This is a genomic window from Nocardioides nematodiphilus (assembly GCF_020216525.1).
GTDB classification, from domain to species: Bacteria; Actinomycetota; Actinomycetes; order Propionibacteriales; family Nocardioidaceae; genus Nocardioides; species Nocardioides nematodiphilus.
The window spans coordinates 65,633-86,276 of record NZ_JAIWOY010000011.1 but is presented as its reverse complement, the minus strand read 5'-3'; the positions used below and the strand labels follow the sequence as shown (position 1 = coordinate 86,276).

General features: G+C 70.2%; 18 protein-coding genes and 2 tRNA genes. 7 read left to right on the top strand and 13 right to left on the bottom strand.

Going from position 1 to position 20,644, the window contains the following annotated elements:
- Position 1: 1 nt before the first annotated feature.
- The 3 genes from KSO98_RS16140 to pknB are packed head-to-tail and all read left to right on the top strand — an operon-like array spanning position 2 to position 4,811.
- Positions 2-1,474, top strand: coding sequence for a peptidoglycan D,D-transpeptidase FtsI family protein (locus KSO98_RS16140; protein ID WP_225286753.1), 1,473 nt, complete (start codon positions 2-4; stop codon positions 1,472-1,474).
- Complete coding sequence (locus KSO98_RS16135; RefSeq protein WP_225286715.1) at positions 1,471-3,009, top strand: serine/threonine-protein kinase; 1,539 nt, start codon at positions 1,471-1,473, stop codon at positions 3,007-3,009. The genes KSO98_RS16140 and KSO98_RS16135 overlap by 4 nt, the downstream gene beginning before the upstream one ends.
- Positions 3,010-3,011: 2 nt before the next feature.
- The gene (gene pknB / locus KSO98_RS16130) at positions 3,012-4,811 is read left to right on the top strand and encodes a Stk1 family PASTA domain-containing Ser/Thr kinase (RefSeq protein ID WP_225286714.1); all 1,800 of its coding nucleotides are present in this window, start codon (positions 3,012-3,014) and stop codon (positions 4,809-4,811) included.
- A 27-nt stretch (positions 4,812-4,838) separates the two neighbouring features.
- Here pknB and KSO98_RS16125 read toward each other — a convergent pair whose 3' ends face one another.
- Entirely contained in the window at positions 4,839-5,654 is an 816-nt protein-coding gene (locus KSO98_RS16125; protein WP_225286713.1) for a DUF881 domain-containing protein, read from the bottom strand.
- A gap of 69 nt (positions 5,655-5,723) precedes the next feature.
- On the opposite strand from KSO98_RS16125, the gene KSO98_RS16120 reads away from it, so the two are divergent.
- On the top strand, positions 5,724-6,176 hold the full coding sequence (locus tag KSO98_RS16120) for a cell division protein CrgA (protein WP_225286712.1): 453 nt from the start codon (positions 5,724-5,726) through the stop codon (positions 6,174-6,176).
- A 132-nt stretch (positions 6,177-6,308) separates the two neighbouring features.
- Here KSO98_RS16120 and KSO98_RS16115 read toward each other — a convergent pair whose 3' ends face one another.
- From KSO98_RS16115 to KSO98_RS16090, 6 genes are all read right to left on the bottom strand, one after another.
- Entirely contained in the window at positions 6,309-7,109 is an 801-nt protein-coding gene (locus KSO98_RS16115; RefSeq protein ID WP_225286711.1) for a rhomboid family intramembrane serine protease, read from the bottom strand.
- 112 nt (positions 7,110-7,221) lie between these two features.
- On the bottom strand, positions 7,222-7,722 hold the full coding sequence (locus tag KSO98_RS16110; RefSeq protein WP_225286710.1) for a peptidylprolyl isomerase: 501 nt from the start codon (positions 7,720-7,722) through the stop codon (positions 7,222-7,224).
- A 31-nt stretch (positions 7,723-7,753) separates the two neighbouring features.
- Positions 7,754-8,095: a DUF3817 domain-containing protein gene (locus KSO98_RS16105; RefSeq protein ID WP_225286709.1), complete on the bottom strand. Its 342-nt coding sequence runs from the start codon at positions 8,093-8,095 to the stop codon at positions 7,754-7,756.
- Positions 8,092-8,910, bottom strand: a complete 819-nt coding sequence (locus KSO98_RS16100; RefSeq protein ID WP_225286708.1) for an SURF1 family protein — start codon at positions 8,908-8,910, stop codon at positions 8,092-8,094. Before KSO98_RS16100 ends, KSO98_RS16105 begins: the two co-directional genes overlap by 4 nt.
- A gap of 40 nt (positions 8,911-8,950) precedes the next feature.
- Positions 8,951-9,832: a hypothetical protein gene (locus KSO98_RS16095; RefSeq protein ID WP_225286707.1), complete on the bottom strand. Its 882-nt coding sequence runs from the start codon at positions 9,830-9,832 to the stop codon at positions 8,951-8,953.
- A 29-nt stretch (positions 9,833-9,861) separates the two neighbouring features.
- Positions 9,862-11,997 (bottom strand): phosphoinositide-specific phospholipase C-related protein, encoded by a 2,136-nt coding sequence (locus KSO98_RS16090; protein ID WP_225286706.1) that lies wholly within the window; start codon positions 11,995-11,997, stop codon positions 9,862-9,864.
- A gap of 142 nt (positions 11,998-12,139) precedes the next feature.
- On the opposite strand from KSO98_RS16090, the gene KSO98_RS16085 reads away from it, so the two are divergent.
- The 3 genes from KSO98_RS16085 to KSO98_RS16075 all read left to right on the top strand — a co-directional run bounded on the left by KSO98_RS16085 (position 12,140) and on the right by KSO98_RS16075 (position 14,784).
- Positions 12,140-14,206 carry a putative bifunctional diguanylate cyclase/phosphodiesterase gene (locus KSO98_RS16085; RefSeq protein ID WP_225286705.1) on the top strand — a complete coding sequence of 689 codons (2,067 nt, stop codon included), beginning with the start codon at positions 12,140-12,142 and terminating at the stop codon, positions 14,204-14,206.
- A gap of 78 nt (positions 14,207-14,284) precedes the next feature.
- Positions 14,285-14,443, top strand: coding sequence for a hypothetical protein (locus KSO98_RS16080; RefSeq protein ID WP_225286703.1), 159 nt, complete (start codon positions 14,285-14,287; stop codon positions 14,441-14,443).
- Positions 14,440-14,784, top strand: coding sequence for an antibiotic biosynthesis monooxygenase family protein (locus KSO98_RS16075; protein WP_225286702.1), 345 nt, complete (start codon positions 14,440-14,442; stop codon positions 14,782-14,784). The genes KSO98_RS16080 and KSO98_RS16075 overlap by 4 nt, the downstream gene beginning before the upstream one ends.
- A 31-nt stretch (positions 14,785-14,815) precedes the next feature.
- Here the strand turns inward: KSO98_RS16075 and KSO98_RS16070 are convergent.
- The 6 genes from KSO98_RS16070 to gyrB all read right to left on the bottom strand — a co-directional run bounded on the left by KSO98_RS16070 (position 14,816) and on the right by gyrB (position 20,495).
- Positions 14,816-14,891, bottom strand: a tRNA-Ala gene (locus KSO98_RS16070).
- Positions 14,892-14,902: 11 nt separating this feature from the next.
- Positions 14,903-15,019 (bottom strand): DLW-39 family protein, encoded by a 117-nt coding sequence (locus tag KSO98_RS16065; RefSeq protein WP_225286701.1) that lies wholly within the window; start codon positions 15,017-15,019, stop codon positions 14,903-14,905.
- A 55-nt stretch (positions 15,020-15,074) separates the two neighbouring features.
- Positions 15,075-15,148, bottom strand: a tRNA-Ile gene (locus KSO98_RS16060).
- A gap of 87 nt (positions 15,149-15,235) precedes the next feature.
- Complete coding sequence (locus tag KSO98_RS16055) at positions 15,236-15,757, bottom strand: DUF3566 domain-containing protein (RefSeq protein ID WP_225286700.1); 522 nt, start codon at positions 15,755-15,757, stop codon at positions 15,236-15,238.
- Positions 15,757-18,396 (bottom strand): DNA gyrase subunit A, encoded by a 2,640-nt coding sequence (gene gyrA / locus KSO98_RS16050; RefSeq protein WP_225286699.1) that lies wholly within the window; start codon positions 18,394-18,396, stop codon positions 15,757-15,759. Before gyrA ends, KSO98_RS16055 begins: the two co-directional genes overlap by 1 nt.
- Complete coding sequence (gyrB, locus tag KSO98_RS16045; protein WP_263642881.1) at positions 18,396-20,495, bottom strand: DNA topoisomerase (ATP-hydrolyzing) subunit B; 2,100 nt, start codon at positions 20,493-20,495, stop codon at positions 18,396-18,398. The genes gyrA and gyrB overlap by 1 nt, the downstream gene beginning before the upstream one ends.
- Positions 20,496-20,644 lie beyond the last annotated feature (149 nt).

Here is a 20,644-nt window from a genome sequence, read left to right as displayed (position 1 = left end):
GATGAACGGCGGCATGAACCGCCCGGTCCGCACCCTCAGCGTCTTCTTCCTGGTGCTCTTCCTGGCGCTGATGGCCAATGCGACCTACCTGCAGTTCGTGAAGGCGAAGGACCTCAACGACGACGCTCGCAACCGGCGCGTCGTCCAGGCGGCGTTCTCCCGCCAGCGCGGCGCGATCCTGGCCGGGAAGACCGCGGTCGCGCACAGCGTGCCGTCGAAGGACCAGTTCAAGTTCCAGCGGGTGTACCCCAAGAGCAAGGAGTACGCGCCGGTCACCGGCTACTTCTCCTACTACTCCCAGACCGGCATCGAGCACAGCCAGAACCAGGTGCTCTCCGGGGACGACTCGCGCCTCTTCGTCCGTCGCCTGATCGACCTGGTGAACAACACCGACCCCAAGGGCGGCAACGTCGAGCTGACCATCGACCCGGCCGTCCAGGACGCCGCATTCAACGGCTTCAAGGCGCTGGGCGACGGCGTCGAGGGCGCAGCGGTCGCGATCGAGCCGAGCACCGGCCGGATCCTGGCGATGGTCTCCACGCCCAGCTTCGACCCCAACGAGATGGCCGACCACGACGTGACGGCCTCCACCAAGGCGTACGAGCGGCTGCTCAAGGACCCGGCGCAGCCGCTGCTCAACCGCGCCATCCAGACCACCCTGCCGCCGGGCTCGACCTTCAAGCTGGTCACCGCCGCGGCCGCGATGGAGGACCTCGGCATGACGCCGGACTCGATGGTCGACGGCCGCGCCTCGCTGAAGCTGCCGCAGACCAGCCACGTGCTGCACAACGAGAACAACATCCCCTGTGGTGGCGACCAGGTGACGCTCACCCGGGCGCTGGACCGCTCGTGCAACGTCGCCTTCGCCGGCGTCGGCCTCAAGCTAACCGACGCGCAGCTGCGCAAGCAGGCCGAGAAGTTCGGCTTCGGCCAGACCTACCTCACCGACCTGTCGGGCCAGGCCACCAGCCGCTTCCCGACGACGCTGTCGCCGCCGCTGCGTGCGCAGTCCGCGATCGGCCAGTACGAGGTCGCCGCGACCCCGCTGCAGATGGCGATGGTCTCCTCCGGAATCGCCAACCACGGTGTCGTGATGACGCCGTACGTCGTGGACCGGATCACCTCCAGCGACCTCGACGTCCTCGACCAGACCAACCCGACCGAGCTCTCCACCGCGGTCTCGCCGCGCACGGCGGGCATGCTGACCCAGATGATGACCTCGGTCGTCGACCAGGGCACCGGCACACCCGCCCGGATCCCGGGCGTCCAGGTCGCCGGCAAGACCGGCACCGCACAGTCCACGGCCGAGCGCCCCCCGTACGCCTGGTTCACCGGGTTCGCGCCGGCCGACAACCCGAAGATCGCCGTGGCGGTCCTCGTGGAGTCCAGCAACACCAGCCGCGACGAGATCGCCGGCGGCGCTCTCGGCGGCCCGATCGCCAAGGCGATGATGGAAGCGGTGATCAACCCGTGACGACCAACCAGCCGAGCCCCGGGCGCTATGTCTTCGGTGAGCTGATCGCGACCGGTGGGATGGGCGAGGTCTATCGCGCCACCGATACCGCGCTCGACCGCCCGGTGGCCATCAAGCTGCTGAAGCCGGAGTACGCCGACGACCCGGTCAACCGAGCCCGCTTCGACTCCGAGGCGCGGCACGCCGCCGCGCTGCACCACCCGCACGTGGCGGCCGTCTACGACGTCGGCGAGATGCCGACGGCCTCGGGACTCCTGCGCCCGTACCTCGTGATGGAGCTGGTCGACGGCCAGCCGCTGTCCTCGCTGCTGCGCGACGGGCAGCCGATGGACCCTGCGGTCGTGCGCGACCTGCTGGGCCAGGCCGGCGACGCGCTCGCCGCCGCCCACCGCGCCGGCATCGTGCACCGCGACGTGAAGCCGGGCAACCTGCTGGTCACGCCGGAGCGCGAGGTCAAGGTGACCGACTTCGGCATCGCCCGCGCGGCCTCCACCGCCGCGATCACCGGCACCGGCCAGGTGATGGGCACCCCGCAGTACCTCTCCCCCGAGCAGGCCCGCGGCGAGCAGGCGAGCCCTGCCTCCGACGTCTACTCCCTCGGCGTGGTCGCCTTCGAGTGCCTGACTGGCCACCGCCCGTTCCAGAAGGAGACGCCGGTCGCGACCGCGCTGGCGCACCTGCACGACCCGGTGCCGCCGCTGCCCGACTCCGTACCTGCCGATCTCGCCCGGGTGGTGACCCAGGCACTCGCCAAGGATCCGCGTGACCGGTTCCCGGACGCAGCCGCGTTCACCGCCGCCCTGCGCGGCGTCGGCAGTGGCCGTACCGACACCCCGGCCAACGGCATCGCCGTCCCCGTCGGCGCGGCAGGCGCAGCGGGCGCGATGGCGACGGATGCGACCCAGGTGGTCGGCGAGGCGGTGCCGCCGACCGGGCCGATCGCGGCCATCCCGTACGAGGAAGAGCCGCAGCGCAACTGGCTCAACGTTCTGCTGCTCGTCTTCCTGGTCCTGGCGCTGGCCGCGGTCGCGCTGGTGGCCTGGCTGGTGCTGCGTGGCGGCTCGACGCCGCCGCCCACCGACACTCCGACCGCGAGCCCCACGCCGACGGCGACCACCGAGCCGCCGAGCCCGACCGCGAGCCCCTCGGAGATCACGCTCGAGGAGACGGACTACGTCGGCCGCAACATCGACGACGTGCTGGCGGACCTGCGCGCGCTGGGCCTGCGCCCGCATCCTGTCCAGCAGCCCAACGACGGCTCCCACCACGACGACTCGGTCATCTCCGTCTCCCCGACCACCGGCCTGGCCGAGGGCGACCGGGTGACGGTCGACTACTACGGGGCGGCACCCAAGAAGAGCCCCACCCCCACGCCGTCCCCGACGCCGACGCCCAAGCCCACGCCGAAGCCGACGCCCACCCCCACCCCGACCCCCACGCCGACCCCGTCCCCGACGCCTGCCGCGCCGGCGACCACACCCGCCGCGGAGACGACCGTGCCGGGTGCCGCACCACTGAGTAGCCCGGGAGCCTGACCATGGTCCAGCCTGAGCCCACCATCGTCGGTGGCCGATACGAGCTCGGCGAGCTCCTCGGCCGCGGCGGGATGGCGGAGGTCCGCAAGGGCACCGACACCCGTCTCGGCCGGATCGTCGCGGTCAAGCGCCTGCGCACCGACCTGGCCAGCGACGCCACCTTCCAGGCCCGCTTCCGCCGCGAGGCGCAGTCCTCCGCCAGCCTCAACCACCCGGCGATCGTCTCGGTGTACGACACCGGCGAGGAGCCGGTCGCCGGCGACCACGCCGGTGGCGCCGTCGCCCAGCCCTACATCGTGATGGAGTACGTCGCCGGCCGCACCCTGCGCGACATCCTGCGCGAGGGGCGCAAGATCCTGCCCGAGCGCGCCCTGGAGATCACCTCCGACGTGCTCTCCGCGCTCGACTACAGCCATCGCGCGGGGATCATCCACCGCGACATCAAGCCCGGGAACGTCATGCTGACGCCGAGCGGCGACGTGAAGGTGATGGACTTCGGCATCGCCCGTGCGATCGCCGACTCGCACCAGACGATGACGCAGACCGCCGCGGTCGTCGGCACCGCGCAGTACCTCTCCCCCGAGCAGGCCCGCGGCGAGACCGTCGACTCCCGCTCCGACGTCTACTCGGCCGGCTGCCTGCTCTACGAGCTGCTCACCGGCCGGCCGCCGTTCGTCGGCGACTCCCCCGTCTCGGTCGCCTACCAGCACGTCCGCGAGCAGGCCTCTCCGCCGTCGACCCACGACACGGCGCTGCCGGCCGCGATCGACACCATCGTGATGAAGTCGCTCGCCAAGCGCGTCGAGGACCGCTATCAGTCGGCGGCCGCGATGCGCAACGACATCGAGCGCTACCTCGCCGGGCGTCCGGTCGAGGCCGTCGCCCCGGTGGTGGCCCCCGAGCCCGGCCCCGCCACCGCCGCGACCCAGGTCGTCTCGCAGACGAGCGTGGTGCCGATGAGCAACGCCGTCGACGAGGAGGAGCGATCCGGCCCCCGTACGGGGCTCCTCATCGCGATGGCGCTGATCGTGCTCGCGATCATCGCGGCCGGCGCGTTCTTCCTGCCGCGGATGTTCAGCGACGGCAACGGCCAGGTGGCGGTGCCGAACGTGGTCGGCAAGACCCAGGACCAGGCGCGTCAGGCGATCGCCGACGCCGGCCTGAGCGTGAACATCGAGGGCTACGAGCCCTCCGACACCGTCGCGGCCGACACGGTCCTCAAGCAGACCCCCGAGGGTGGGGTGGGCGCGTACGCCGACCCGAACACCACCGTCAGCATCACCCTCTCCTCCGGCAAGCCCGACGTCACCATCCAGCAGGTCGCCGGGATGAGCTTCGCCGACGCCAAGGACCTGCTCACCGGCGCCGGCCTGGTGGTGCGGCGCAACGACGTCGAGTCCGATCAGCCCAAGGGCCAGGTGCTCTCGGCCAACCCCGCGCCCGGCACCACCGTGCAGAGCGGCACCACCGTCACCCTCGACGTGTCTGAGGGCCCGAAGGCCGTCCCGGACGTGTCGAAGATGACGGTCGAGAAGGCCGAGCAGGCGATCCGGCAGGCGGGCTTCGTCCCCGTCCGGACCGACGACAACACCTCGACCGAGCCAGCCGGCACCGTCACGCGGCAGTCGCCGCAGGCCGGCACGACGCAGAAGCAGGGCTCACAGGTGGTCATCTGGGTCTCGACCTACACCCCCACGCCGACCCCGCCCCCGGCGACGCCGACCTGTGATGCGCCGGTCACCAACCCCGACGGCACCGTGACCTGCCCCGACGACACCACCGGCGGCGGCCTGCTGCCGTAGCCCGCGGAGCCGCTCCCAGGAGGCTGATCAGCTGGTGGGGAGCGGCTCGGCGTAGGTCAGGTCGAGCAGACCCTTGTACGCGGGCGCCTTCACCTCGGCGTCGGCGTCGACCGACCAGCCGACGGAGATCGCCGGATCGGCAGCGTCCCGGCGGTAGGTCTGGAGATAGCTGCTGTCCTCGATCGCGCCGAGCAGCTCGCCGCGGTCGCCGACCGCCTGGATGACGAACGGCTGCGGGTAGGGCACGCCCTGCAGCAGCACCGTGCTGCCGGAGCACTTGATGCCGGTGGTGGACACGATCCGCTGCCCGGCGACGGTGACGGCGCGGGCACCACCGGCCCACAGCGCGTTGACGACCGCCTGGATGTCCTGCTGGTGCACCACGAGCAGGTTGGGGTCGAGGGTGGTGTTCTCGACCAGGTCGCGCGGAGCGTCCGATAAGGTGATGCTCACCCCCTCGCCCGCGACGGCGGTGAGCCCGGCGGGCTGGCGCAGCGCGTCCGCCTCGCCGCGGGCCTTGCGTACGGTCGCGTCCGGGACGGCGTTGGTCAGGTCGGTGACCTGCTTCTGCAGGCCGGAGACCTGGCGCTCGAGGTCCTGGTAGTCGCTGCGCTCGCTCCCGGCCAGTGCCGCGAGGTCGACGTAGCGGCCCGGACGCAGGTCGGTGCCGTGGCTGTTGACCGCGCTGACCACGAAGAGGCCACCGCAGACCAGGACGACCAGGGGCGTGGCCACCCGCCACGGCGACCAGCCCCGGCCCTCCCCGGATCGGACGCCGAGCAGCGCGCGCCGGAGAGGCGTGGGGGCCTTCTCGTCGGGGCTTGCGTGGGTTCCGGGGGTCACGGCGACTAGGCTACGCGGGATCGTCCAGCCCGGACGAAGTGATGAAGCTGTGGAACAGGAGCAGTACCCGTGGCCAAGATCAAGCTGGGGAGCCCGCTGGACGAGGACCGACCCAAGGTCTTCTCGGTGCGGTTCCTGGTCGCACTCGTGGCGATCGCGCTCGGCATCGCGTGGATCCTCTACTACTACTTCGGCGCCCGCACCGGCCTCGACGGCAAGGAGCACGGTCTCGGCTTCATCCGCGACCTCGCGGGCTGGAACTACCTGATCGGCTTCGTGCTCTTCTTCCTCGGCCTGATCATCGCGGCCCACCCGGACACCCCGCTCGGCCGGGGCCGCGGCGTCGTCACCGGCATGCTGGGCTGCTTCATCCTGGGCCTGATCTGGATCTGCGTGTACTACATCTTCTCGAACAACGGCATCGAGAAGGTCTGGGTCTTCAACGACCTCGGCCAGAAGAACCTGCTGGTGGGCATCGGCTTCATGGCGGTGGGCTTCGCCTACGCGACCCGCTGGGAGTGAGTCTCACCCCCACGTACGACAAGAACCCCCGGCGTCCTGTGGACACCGGGGGTTCTGCACATCCGGGGATAACCCTGTGGATGAATTACACGCGTGTATTTCATCCACAGGCCTCTCCACACCTGTGGGAAATCAGCCCAGCTGGACCGATCGCACCACGATGGCGACGACCAGGAGCACCGCAGCGCCGGCGAGGCCGGACCACTGCAGGTGCTTCTGGCGCACGTCCGCGGTGAACGCCATGATCGCGCCGATCACCAGCCCGCCGATGAAGCCGCCCAAGTGGGCCTGCCAGGAGATCCCGGCGTTGCGGAAGGTCAGGTAGAAGTTGAGCGCGGCGACGATCACCAGCTGCTGCACCGGCAGCCCACGACGGACGAACAGCACGATCAGCGCGCCGAGCAGTCCGAAGATGGCGCCGGAGGCGCCGAGCGTCGGGGTGTACGGGTCGGCGGCCCAGTAGACCAGCGCCGAGCCGGCCAGCCCGCACAGCAGGTAGGTGGCGAGGTATCGCGCCTTGCCGAGCCCCTGCTCGAGGGGCGGGCCGATCATCCACAGCGAGAACATGTTGAACGCGAGGTGGAGCAGCTGCTGGTGGGTGAAGACGCTGGTCAGCAGCAGCCAGTATCCGCCGTCGGCGACGCCGGGGGAGAACGTGCCGCCGTGCGTCGAGCAGGTCGCGTGGTCGGTGACCAGCGTGGCGCCCGGGATCGTGCAGAAGCTCCGGGCGTGCAGCATCAGGTCGTAGAGCACCCCGTCGGAGGCGACCTGGACCAGCAGGAAGATCGCGACGTTGATGCCGATCAGCGTCCACGTCACCGGCATCGCCCGGAACGCCGAGCGAGCGGCGTAGCCACGCTTGGGCTGGCGGACCGTACGGCGGCCCTCGGCGATGCACTCGGGGCACTGGAAGCCGACCGAGGCCGGCGTCATGCAGTCGGGACAGATGGGCCGGTCGCACCGCTGGCAGCGGATGTGCGACTCGCGCCCGGGGTGTCGGTAACAGACCGGCACCCCGGGCGACTCAGCCGCGTGTGTCGGTTGCTCAGTCAACGATCTCGACGGTGTTGATCACGACGGCGTCCTTCGGACGGTCCATCGCGCCCGTCGGGACGGTGCCGATGGCGTCGACGACGGCCTTCGACTCGTCGTCGGCGACCTCACCGAAGATGGTGTGCTTGAAGTTGAGCCACGTGGTCGGCGCCGTGGTGATGAAGAACTGGGAGCCGTTGGTGCCCGGGCCGGCGTTGGCCATGGCGAGGAGGTACGGCTTGTCGAAGACCAGCTCGGGGTGCGGCTCGTCCTTGAACGTGTAGCCGGGGCCGCCGGTGCCGGTGCCCTGGGGGCAGCCGCCCTGGATCATGAAGCCGTCGATGACGCGGTGGAAGACGAGGCCGTCGTAGAACGGCTCGCCGGGCGCCTTGGCGGAGTTCTCCTTCTCGCCCTTCGCCAGACCGACGAAGTTCGCGACCGTCTCCGGCGCGTGGTTCGGGAAGAGCTCGATGCGGATGTCGCCCTTGTTGGTGTGCAGGATCGCGGTAGTCACCCCGCGAGCCTATCTCTAGGCCCGGTGGAGGTCAGGCGGCGAGGACGTCGGCGTGCTCGGCCTGGACCGCGCGGATGGCGCGGATCTCGGCCCAGAAGCTCGCGAACGGGATGGTGCCGCAGACCAGCGTGACGATGGCGAAGGGGATGTCCCACTTCGCCTGGCGGGCCAGAAGGAACGTCACCACCAGGTAGACCATGTAGAGATAGCCGTGCGCGATGCCGACGTTCTGGGTGATGAAGCCACCGATGTCCTTGACCGTCGAGCCCTCCGCACCGAGCAGGTCCATCGGCAGGCCGATGACGACCAGGACGATCAGCAGGACGCCCACGATGGTGGCGATGATCTTGTAGGCGGTCAGCGTCTTCTTCACGTGGCAGAGGGTACGTCGTGGGCCACCGGCTCCTGCTCGTCGGGGACGAGGGGAGCGGGTGCCGGGTGGGTCGCGTCACGGACCCAGCGCCACCAGATGTAGAGGGCGAACACCGCGAAGACCCACCACTCGAGGGCGTAGAGCGCGTTGCGCAGACCGGTGGTGAAGCTCGCCTGCGGCAGCGAGTTGAGCGTGGCGGCCTCGAGGCCGGTGGAGCCGTCGTTGACCGCGGCGTCGCTGGCCGGCCAGCCACCCTCACGGTCGGCGACGACGGCGTATCCGCTGTAGAGGTCCTGGCCGACGTGGCTCATCGCGTCGGCGATGTTGAGCTCGGGGAGCATGGCGTCGGCCGGGTCGTCGTCGGTCAGCCCACCGTCCTCGGGCGGCTGGAGCCAGCCGACGAGCTTCGCGGTGCCCGTGGGGGGAGCGGGTGCCGTGGCCGGATCGGCGGTCCACCCACGCACGACGTAGATCGCGGAGGCGGCGTCGATGCGCAGCGGCGTGGCGACCCAGTAGCCGTCCTGGTGGCCGCTGACGTAGACGGTGCCCTCCGGCAGCCAGGTGCCCTCGAGGACCGCCGGACGACCGGTCTCCTCGCCGGGGAAGGCGTCGTTGTGGCCGAAGACGTCGCTCAGCGGGACCGGCGTCGCATGCGCGAGCGCGGCACTCTTCTCGTCCTTGTGGCCCTGCGAGACGCTCCACTGCCACCAGCCGAGCAGGATCGTGACGACGACGACCACGGTGCCGAGCGCGTGCAGGCCCCACAGGCGGGTGCTCCACCACTTCGGGGGCACGGGCGCGGGGTCGGTCGACACCCCGTCAGGGTACGTCGCAGCACCGCACGGGACCGAACCGTCAGTCGGCGCACATCGCGAACGGCAGCTTGCTGCGCAGCGCCTGCTGGGCGGCGTCGACCGGGTCGGTCATCGTGTAGCCGATCCGACCGGTGCCGGGGTCGGCCGCGCCGTGGGTGAACGCCGCCCGGAATCCGGCGACGCCCTGGCCCAGCCGCATCCGTACGAACAGGTCGTCGCGGTCCGCGCCGAGGTAGGCGGTGGCCAGGCTCTGGCCGAAGCTCACGGCGTACGCGTCGAGCGGCTCGAGCCGCTGCCCCTGGGTGTCGCCGGGCAGGCAGCCGCGGGCGACGTACGTCGACTCCGCCTCGGGCCCGGTGACCAGCGCCGCGAGATCCGTCCAGCCGGCATCGGTGGGCGCCAGCGGGCTGCTCGTGACGACCCGGGCCGTGGCGTCCACCTTTGCGCCGGCGAGCGGTCCGATCCCGACGGCGACGGCCTTCTGCACCGCGCCCATGTCGGCATGCGGGCCGAAGGCGAGCACCCAGCCGGTCGAGGCGGCGTCCGCGCCGGAGTAGTGCGCCTCCCAGGCGACGTCGTCGGGCCCGAAGCCGTGCAGCTGCCGGGCGTAGGGCCGCAGCATCCCGGTGCTCAGCAACGGGGAGTGCCTGGTGGCGTCCTGCCAGAAGCCGGGGTCACCGGGCTCGGCGCCGTACTGGGCCCTGACCTGGTCGAAGTCGGTGATGCTCAGCGTGGTCGCGTCGTGCGGGACGAGCGCGAGCACCGCCTGCGCGGTCGGCAGCGCGGGGTCGTACGAGGGTGCAGCGCTCGCGCTCGCCGACGGAGTCGGCGTGGGCGCGGCCACCGGGTCGTGTCCGCACGCTGCCAGCACGGGTGCCAGCAGCCCCAGCGCGACGAGCCCCATGCCCCACCGCTTGGTCATGGTCGCCACCTTAGGCGAAACCGACGCGTTCAGAGCCCGTTGAGCCGCCGGACCTGTCCGAGGAGATCGCCCTGGTCGTAGTTGTCGACCGCGACGAAGTTCGGCAGCATCCCGCGCTCCTGCCGGCACGTGTCGAGCCGGGCCCCGAGGACGGCGTCGCTGTTGGCCTCACGCGAGGCGCTCACCCGGAGCGGCCGGTTGAGCCAGTGGTTGACCAGGAAGAGGGGCGCGGTCGCGGGTCCGCGGTTGAGCCGGCAGCTGAAGTCTCCGACGCGGCGGGCGTTGAACGGCGTGTCCTGGACCTCCTCGAACGCGGGCAGCAGCCACGGGTAGCGCTCGCCGCCACCCTGGTTCTCGGCCATCACCACGATGCGATGGCCGGAGTCGATCATCTGCTCGAGCGTGGGCCAGGCACCGTCGCCGCTGGGCGTGTACACCTCGGGGAGGAGCCCCGCGTCCGCGAAGACCCGAGCCGTGGTCGCCGGCGAGACCTCGTCCTGGAGGATGAACGTGATCACCTCGCGGGGATGGCTGTCGAGCCAGGTGCGGATCTGCGCCATCAAGGGCTCCCAGGCGGTCGAGCCGAGGACGCAGAGCGCGTGGCAGAGGTACGCCGACGTCGGTCCCTCGGGGACCAGCCGGGCGGCCTGGCGCAGCCGCAGCACGCTCGCGACCACGTCCGCTCCCCACTCCCGCTCGGCCTCGGCCAGTGCGGCGGCCTGGTGGTCCTCGGTGTTGGCGACCACGCCGGGGCGCTCGGTCGCCTGTCCGTACCAGGTGTCGATGAGGAACCCGCGGATCCCCGCGTCCAGCTGGTCGAGGAGACCGTTCGGCTGCTCGGCAAGGAACCAGCCCGGCTGGTCGGCGGCCGCCATCGAGTTGTGCGTGGCGGGGAAGGACACCTGGTCGTAGCGGCGCCCGCAGAGCTGCGGTGAGCCGTTGCAGGCGGTCGGGTCGGCCGTGCGCAGCGAGCCCGCCGCCGTGCTGCCGCCGCTGTTCCACACCACCAGGCCCACGAGCAGCGCCAGGGCGAGGGTCGCCGCCGCCACGACGCCGAACCGCGGCGGACCACCGGCCTGGGCGCCACGACCCGGCATGACAGCTCCGTGCGCGTGCGCCCACGTGGTGATCGCGCCACCCGCGATCCGGGCGAGGGCCACCGCGCCGTGCAGCCCGATCACCGCTCCGGCGATGATGGCCAGCACGGTGAGCATCGCGCTCGGCTCCAGGACGAGCAGGACCCCGACGATGGTCGCCGCACTGGCGACGCTCAGTCGCGCGCGGACCGGGAGGTCGGCCCAGCGCACCGTGGCGAGCCAGCCCCGCCAGGCACCGGCACCGGCGCCCAGCCCCGAGACCAGTCCCGCGAGCACCGGCCTCCGCGAGGCGACGGCCAGCAGGTACCCGGCACCGGCCGCGATCAAGGCGGTGTCCCGCAAGGGACCCGCCAGCTGCCGCCACCCGGCCGCGACCAGCGAGCCGGTCAGCGTGTCCGGCACGATTCGCGCCGCGAGGAAGGAGACGACGACGCCGAGCAGGGCCAGCGCGACGCCCGACGCCGCGATCGTCATCCCCACTCCGCCGAGCACCGAGCTCCGCCGGCCCCGGGCCAGGGCGACCACGCCGGCGAAGCACAGCAGGCTCACCAGCGGACCCAGCCAGCTGAGCACCCGCACCGTGCGCAGGCCACTGACCGTCATCCGACTCGGATCGCCGGAGCCGAGACGCGCCAGCCTGACCTCGAGGTCCGTCGGCAGTCGCTCGACCGCCTCATCCGGCAGCACCGGACGCACCACCGCGAGGAGCACGGCGCCGAGGTCGGCCAGGCGCAGCACCAGGGTCGGAGGCGCCTGGCCCGTCAGCGCCTGATGCAGCGGGGCGACCGCCGTCCGGAAGAGCGGCCGGAACGCCGGGCTGCGGACGACGCCCTGCAGGGTGCCCTCCAGCAGCGGTCGGACGGCCACCAGGTCGGGTTGCTCCTCGATGAGGGCATCGCTGAGCGCCTCGGCGAGGTGGCGCGCGACCGCCGGGTCCTGACGCACCCGGTCGGCGTGCGTCACGAATCGCGACGTGTCGAGCAGCTGGCGATCGGCGACCCCGGCCAGCAGTCCCACCACGAGCGCGACGGCGCCGACGATGGCCAGGATCCGACGTACGGCGCGCACGCGACCATCATGCACCGGTCCCGCACCCGCCGGCCGCTGTGGCACTCACAGGTGGTGAGACTTCGATCGACCCGCGGCCGGCCGATAGGACCTCATGACCAGATGGCCCGTCGGGCCCCCCACCCTGTCCTCGGAGAACCGCATGGTGAACAACGAGCTGTTCGACCCGCTCGTCCTGGTCGCCGGCGAGTCGGTCTGGGAGCGATACGGCGATGGCCGCCTGGTGTGGCACGCCTCCCCCTGTCGGGACACGCTCGGCTTCGACGAGATGTTCGCGGCCGGTACCTTGTCGGCGTTCATTGCCCGCCTGCACCCCGACGACGTCACACACGTCCACGCGCGCTTGGACTCCGAGGCCGCCGCGCCGGGCGTGGCCTGGATCGACGAGTACCGGCTGCGCCGTGACGACGGCATCTACGTCACCCTCGCCATCCGGGGCTACACCCTGCCGCCCGGGTCCGACCCGTCAGGACCGCTGACCGTCGGCACGGCACGCGACGTGACCGCGGAGCGGGAGAACGAGCGCAAGCTCGGGGCGGCGGTCGACTACGCCGACGCGCTCATCGACTCCATCCCCGGCGCGTTCTACCACGTGGATCGCGAGAGCCTCCTGATGCTGCGCTGGAACTCGACGTTCCGCGAGATCACCGGCTACTCCGACGAGGAGCTCGCCACCATGACGGCCGGTGAGTTCTTCGGAGCCGACGAGCAGGATCAGGTCCGATCCGCCATCGATGACATCTTCGTCCGGGGCCACGGTCAGGTCTCCGCCGGCTTCCTGTGCAAGGACGGCACCCGCAAGCCGTACTTCTTCACGGGTCGCCCCTACCTGCACGAGGGCAGGGACAGCTACGTCGGCGTCGCGGTGTCGATGGACGAGCAGGTCGCGCTCCAGCAGCAGCTTCGGCACGCCGCGACGCACGACGCCCTGACCGGCCTGGCGAACCGCAGCCTGCTGCACGAGGAGTTGGGCCGCGCGATCGAGGAGGCGGCCGCAGGCGGGCACCGGGTGGCGGTCCTCGATCTCGACCTCGACCGCTTCAAGGTGGTCAACGACGGGTTCGGCCACCCGTACGGCGACAAGGTCATCCAGGCCGTCGCGCACCGGCTCCGCGCGCTGGTCTGCCTGGAGGACACGGTCGCGCGGATGGGAGGCGACGAGTTCGTCATCCTGGCGCCGCTCGTCCACCGGTACGAGGACATCCACGAGATGTCGCAGCGGCTGGTCGACTCCTTCAGCGAGCCCTTCGTGGTCGAGGAGCGGCAGATCCACCTCACCGGCAGCATCGGCGTCAGCTTCTACCCGCGCGACGGGCTCCGCGGCGCCGAGCTGATCGACAACGCCGACATGGCGATGTACTACGCGAAGGCCGCCGGCCGCAGCGCGTTCCGGGTCTTCGCGCCGGTGATGGCCGAGGAGGCACAGCGGCGCACGGACATGGAGACCCACCTGCGCACCGCGGCCGCCGACGGCCAGCTGTGGCTCGCCTTCCAGCCGAAGGTCGACCTCGCCAGCGGCACGGTCACCGGCTGTGAGGCGCTGCTGCGCTGGAACCACCCCGAGCGCGGCCCGATCCCACCGTCCGAGTTCATCCCGGTCGCCGAGGAGTCGGGGATGATCCTGCAGATCGGCGAGTGGGTCCTCGAGGAGGCCTGCCGGCAGGGCCGCGCCTGGCTCGACGAGGGCCTGGCGCCGCTGTCCATCGCGGTCAACATCTCCGCCGCGCAGCTCCTCCAGCCCGACCCGGTCGGCTGGGTGAAGGCGACGCTGGCACGCACCGGTTTCCCGGCGGAGCTGCTCGAGCTGGAGCTGACCGAGTCCCAGCTCTCGCAGGACGTCGAGACCACGATCCGGGTGATCCGTGGGCTGCGTGACCTCGGCGTCACCATCGCGATCGACGACTTCGGCACCGGTTACTCCTCGTTGGAGTACCTGCGCCGATTCGACGTCACCTCGCTCAAGATCGACCGCTCGTTCGTCGACGGCATGCTCGCCGAGTCCAGCGACGAGGCGATCGTCCGCGCGGCCATCGCCCTGGGCGGCGCCTTCGGCATCTCGGTCACCGCCGAGGGCGTCGAGACCGAGGCGCAGCAGCGCTTCCTCGCCGAGCTGCGATGCGATGCGATGCAGGGCTACCTGGTGAGCAAGCCGGTCCCGCCGATGGAGTTCGCCGACCTGCTCACCGACGGGTGGACGACCCGGCAGTGAGGGCGCAGGAACACCTCATTCGAGACTAATGTCTACCCCGGACTGAAGTCTGCTTGAACGGGGCCGAAGAATAGGGGTGTGATCCAGATTCTCATCGGCTTCGTTCTCGTCCTGCTCCTTCTCGTCGTGCAGACCGTCGTGTGGGCCTTCCAGCTCGTGGTGGCCCTGGTCCGCCTCCCCTCCACGCTCCTCGCCAGCACCCACCGCGCTCGATCGGCTCGTACGCTGACCGCATGAGCATCGCGGCGACGCCCGAGCCCCCGTACACGGCGGTCATCTTCACGTCGCTGCGCACCGACGGCGACCACGGGTACGACGTCATGTCGGCCCGGATGGAGGAGCTCGCCGCGCAACAGCCCGGCTACCTCGGCATGGAGTCGGCCCGCGAGCGCCTCGGGATCACCGTCTCGTACTGGGTCGACGACGCCGCCGCGGCCGGCTGGAAGCAGGTCGCCGAGCACCTGGTCGGGCAGACCCGCGGCCAGCAGGCCTGGTACCGCGACTACGAGGTCCGCGTCGCCACCGTCACGCGCGCGTACGGCCACCCGCAGGGTCCGCGGGGGAGCAGCCCGAAATGACAGAAACCGCAGGCTGACCTGCGGTTTCACGTGGTGGAGAATAGGGGACTCGAACCCCTGACATCTGCCTTGCAAAGGCAGCGCTCTACCAGCTGAGCTAATTCCCCGTGTTGAGTTGTCAGACCTTGTCGACGACCGAGGACCAGGCGGCCTGCTCGGCCTTGCTCTGGTCGAGTCGCTTCTTCGCGACAACGACGCCGGCCGCGGCCAGAGCGATCAGGATCAGCTTCTTCATCGTCGTCCTCTCGTGAAAAACCCCGGTCCGCGTGTTCGCGTCCGGGGCCGTTCCGTGCGCCTAGGAGGACTTGAACCTCCGACCCCCACATTATCAGTGTGGTGCTCTAACCGTCTGAGCTATAGGCGCGGGTGGCCCGGCCTCAGGGTGGAAGCCCCGTTGGCCGAACCGAGGTGAAACACTACCGGTGACCCGCCGGATCGATGAAATCGACGCTCAGTTGTCCTCGGCGAGCGTGACCTCGATGCCGCCGATGAGCGCGGCGGCCATGTTGTAGAGGAACGCGCCGAGCGTGGCGACCGCGGTCAGCAGCACCACGTCGATCACCGACACGACCATGGTGAACCCGAGCACCCGCGACGTACCGAGGTAGTCCTCGACGTTGAACGTGCTCGACTCGCTGCCCACGATGTCCTGGACGGTGCGGTTGACCGAGTCCCAGACGCCGGCCGCCGAGAGCACGCCCCAGACGATCGCCACGGACACGATCATCACGATGCCGAGCGCGACCGAGAGCAGGAACGCCGTCTTCATCACCGACCACGGGTCGATCCGGGTCAGCCGCAGCCGCGCGCGGCGCGGGCCGCGGGTGGCCGCGGCCGGCGTGGCCACCGTGGGGGCCGTCGCGTTACGACGAGCCTCCTCGGCCGCCGCGGCCAGCTTCTCCTGCACGCGCTTGGTGAGCGGGCGTACGGCGGTGTCCTCCCGACCGGTGTCGGTGCTGGGACGTTCCGTCATCAGCCGTCAGCTCCCTCGATAGGCGTCTCGTTGGCCTCGATTGTTGCATCCGGCCCAACCTCGGCCTCCGCCGCGACCTCAGCACCGGTCTCGCCCTCGACCAGATCCTCGTCGAGCTCGTCCTCGTCACGCGCCTCGACCGAGCGGGCAACCACGGCGACGGCATCGCCCTTCTTCGGCGACACGAACTTCACGCCCTGCGTCGAGCGACCGGTGGGCCGGAAGTCGGCGTTGATGGGCGATCGGACGACCTGTCCGCCGGTGGTGATCGAGAGGACCTCGTCGCCGTCCTTGACGATGAAGGCGCCGACCAGGCCGCCGCGGTCCTCGTTGGCGAGCGCCATCGCCTTGATGCCCAGACCCGAGCGCGACTGCAGCCGGTACTCGGAGATCCTGGTGCGCTTGGCGAAGCCGCCGTCGGTGATCGTGAAGACGTACTGGACCTCGTCGGAGGCCTGCTCCGTGTCCTCGGCGGCGGCGTCCTCGGCGCGGATGACCGACATGGACAGCAGCGAGTCGCCCTCGCGGAACTTCATGCCGGTGACGCCGGAGGTGGCGCGACCCATCGGACGCAGCTGGTCGTTGCCCGCGGGGAAGCGGATCGCCTGACCCTTGCGCGAGACGAGCAGGATGTGGTCCTCGTCGTTGACCAGCTCGGCACCGATCAGCTCGTCGTCCTCCTCGCGGAAGTTGATCGCGATGACGCCGGCCTGACGCGGGGAGTTGTAGTCCCCCAGGCGGGTCTTCTTGACCAGGCCCGAGCGGGTCGCCAGCACCAGGTACGGGGCCTGCTCGTAGTCCCGGATCGCGAGCACCTGGGCGATGTTCTCGTCCGGCTGGAAGCTCAACAGCCCCGCGACGTGACCGCCCTTGGCGTCGCGTGACGCCTCCGGCAGGTTGTACGCCTTCGTGCGATACACCCGGCCGGCCGTGGTGAAGAAGAGCAGCCAGTGGTGGTTGGTCGTGGAGATGAAGTGCTCGACCACGTCGTCACCGCGCAGCGAGGCACCGCGTACGCCCTTCCCGCCGCGCTTCTGCGTGCGGTACTGGTCGGCGCGGGTCCGCTTGGCGTACCCGCCGCGGGTGATCGAGACGACCAGCTCCTCGTCGGGGATGAGGTCCTCCATGGAGAGGTCGCCCTCGGCCGCGATGATCTGCGAGCGGCGCTCGTCGCCGTACTTCTCGACGATGCCCTCGAGCTCCTCGATCACGATCGAGCGCTGACGCTCCGGACGCGCGAGGATGTCGAGGTAGTCGGCGATCTCGATCTCGATCTCGGCGAGCTGGTCGATGATCTTCTGGCGCTCGAGGGCGGCCAGTCGACGCAGCTGCATGTCGAGGATCGCATTGGCCTGCAGCTCGTCGATCTCGAGGAGCGCGATGAGGCCCTGGCGGGCGTCGTCGACCTCGGGGGAGCGGCGGATGAGCGCGATGACCTCGTCGAGCGCGTCGAGCGCCTTGACCAGGCCGCGGAAGATGTGGGCGCGCTCCTCGGCCTTGCGGAGCCGGAACTCCGTGCGCCGGCGGATGACCTCGATCTGGTGGGTGACCCAGTTGCTGATGAACTGGTCGATCGAGAGCGTGCGCGGCACCGAGTCGACCAGCGCCAGCATGTTGGCGCTGAAGTTGGTCTGCAGCTCGGTGTGCTTGAGCAGGTTGTTGAGCACCACTCGGGCCACCGCGTCGCGCTTGAGCACGATGACGATGCGCTGACCCACGCGGGAGGAGGTCTCGTTGCGGACCTCGGAGATGCCCTGGACCCGGCCGCCGTCGGCGAGCTCGGCGATCTTCACGATCAGGTTGTCGGGGTTGACCATGTACGGCAGCTCGGTGATGACGAGCATCGTGCGGCCGGACTTGTCCTCGTCGACCTCGATCACCGCGCGCTGGGTGATGGAGCCGCGGCCGGTGCGGTAGGCCTGCTCGATGCCCGAGCGGCCCACGATCATCGCGCCGTTGGGGAAGTCGGGGCCCTTGATCCGCTCGATGAGCGCGTCCTGGAGCTCCTCGCGGGTGGCCTCGGGGTTCTCGAGGGCCCACTTGGCGCCCTCGGCGACCTCGCGCAGGTTGTGCGGCGGGATGTTGGTCGCCATGCCGACCGCGATGCCCGCGGAGCCGTTGACCAGCAGGTTCGGGAAACGCGCCGGCAGGATCGTCGGCTCCTGCGTCTTGCCGTCGTAGTTCGGGATCATGTCGACGGTCTCTTCGTCGATGTCCCGGACCATCTCCATGGCCAGCGGCGCCATCCGGCACTCGGTGTAACGCATGGCGGCCGCGGGGTCGTTGCCCGGCGAGCCGAAGTTGCCCTGCCCGGCGACCAGCGGGTTGCGCATCACCCAGGGCTGGGCCAGACGTACGAGGGTGTCGTAGATCGCCGAGTCGCCGTGCGGGTGGTAGTTACCCATGACGTCACCGACGACGCGGGCACACTTGTTGAAGCCACGGTCGGGGCGGTAGCCGCCGTCGTACATCGCGTAGAGCACGCGCCGGTGGACCGGCTTGAGGCCGTCGCGTACGTCCGGCAGCGCGCGCCCGACGATGACCGCCATCGCGTAGTCGATGTAGGACTGCTGCATGGAGGTCTGCAGCTCGATCGGCTGGACCCGACCGCCGGTGGGAGGAAGCGGAATCTCACTCATCAGATATCGAGGAACCTAACGTCCTTGGCGTTGCGCTGGATGAAGGAGCGGCGGAGCTCGACGTCCTCGCCCATCAGGATGGAGAAGATCTCGTCGGCCTGGGCCGCGTCCTCGAGGGTGACCTGCAGGAGCACGCGCTGGTCGGGGTCGAGCGTGGTCTCCCACAGCTCGTCGGCGTTCATCTCACCCAGACCCTTGTACCGCTGGATCGACGCCTCACGGGGCAGCTTCTTGCCGTTGGCCTGACCCTCGGCGAGCATCGCGTCGCGCTCGGCGTCGGAGTAGACGAACTCGTGCTCGTGCGGCTTGTTCCACTTGATCCGGTAGAGCGGCGGCTGGGCCAGGTAGACGTGGCCGGCCTCGATCAGCGGCTTCATGAAGCGGAAGAGCAGCGTGAGCAGCAGGGTGTTGATGTGATGGCCGTCGACGTCGGCGTCGGCCATCAGCACGATCTTGTGATAGCGCAGCTTGGCGAGGTCGAACTCGTCGTGGACGCCGGTGCCGAGCGCCGAGATGATCGCCTGGACCTCCTGGTTGGCCAGGACCTTGTCGATACGCGCCTTCTCGACGTTGAGGATCTTTCCGCGGATCGGGAGGATCGCCTGGACCCGGTTGTCGCGGCCCATGACGGCCGAGCCGCCGGCCGAGTCACCCTCGACGATGAAGACCTCGCACTCCTCCGGATCGCGCGAGGAGCAGTCGCGCAGCTTGCCGGGCAGGCCGCCGCCGCCGAGCACGCCCTTGCGCGTACGGGCGAGGTCGCGGGCCTTGCGGGCCGCGATCCGGGCGGTGGCCGCGGCCATCGCCTTGCGGATGATCTCCTTGCCGTCGTTCGGGTTCTGCTCGAGCCAGGCGCCGAGCTGGTCGTTGACGACCGACTGGGTGAAGCCCTTGGCCTCGGTGTTGCCGAGCTTGGCCTTGGTCTGACCCTCGAACTGCGGCTCGGAGATCTTGAGGCTGATGATGGCGGTCAGGCCCTCACGGATGTCGTCACCGGTGAGCCTGTCCTCCTTCTTCTTGATCAGGCCCCACTCCTCGCCCCAGCGGTTGATCAGCGAGGTGAGCGCCGCACGGAAGCCCTCCTCGTGGGTGCCGCCCTCGGGGGTGTTGATCAGGTTGGCGAAGGTGTGGACCGACTCGTTGTACGAGGACGACTGCCACTGCATCGCGAGCTCGAGGCTCATCGCGTTCGGCGCCTCGGGACCGGTCTCCGCCTCGAAGGAGATGATCGGGGAGAGGGGCGTACGGCGCTTGTTGAGGTGGTCGACGTAGTCGACCAGACCGCGCTCGTAGTAGAAGACCTGCTCCAGGCCGGTGCCGCTGGCGTGGATCTGGTCCTCGGCGGGGGTGCTGGCGTCGAGGTCCGCGTCGAGGTCGTCGCCGACGGCCGCGGCGATCTCCTCTGCCTGCGGCCGCTGGTCGCGCAGCTCGATGCGCAGGCCCTTGTTGAGGAACGCGCGCTCGCGGAAGCGGGTGGAGATCGTCTCGAGGCTGTAGTCGGTCGTCTCGAAGATCTCGGGGGAGGCCGACCAGGTCACCGTGGTGCCGGTCTGCTCGCCGTCCTCGAGGGCGCGGACCTGACGCAGCGGGTAGTCCGGGACGCCGAGGCTGAACTCCTGCTCCCAGAGGTGCCCACGGTTCTTGATCTCGAGCTTCAGGTGCGTCGACAGCGCGTTGACGACCGACGAGCCGACGCCGTGCAGACCGCCGGAGACCTTGTAGCCGCCGCCGCCGAACTTGCCGCCCGCGTGCAGCACGGTCAGTGCCAGCGTCGCCGCCGGGATGTCCTGACCGGGCGCGGTGTCGGTCGGGATGCCTCGACCGTTGTCGGAGACGCTGACGGAGTTGTCGGCGTTGAGGGTGACCTTGATGGTGTCGCAGTAGCCGGCCAGGGCCTCGTCGACGGAGTTGTCGACGATCTCCCAGATCAGGTGGTGCAGACCGCGCTCGCCGGTGGAGCCGATGTACATACCCGGTCGCTTGCGGACCGCCTCCAGACCCTCGAGGACCTGGATCGCCGAGGCGTCGTACTCGACGCCGTTGGGCGGGGTGGGGGCATCTTGGGACACGTTCACCTCTGGTGATGGGGTGCAGGGCATGCAACGGGTCGACGCAGCACCTTTTTTCGGCGGTCGACCCAGGCGTCAGTCTACCCGCCAGGGCCCTCTACGAAACGGTCTGGCTCCCGAGAACTGCCGAAGTGGCGCGAAAAATGCCCCTGTGCGCCGTTTCTTGGCACTTTCGCGGC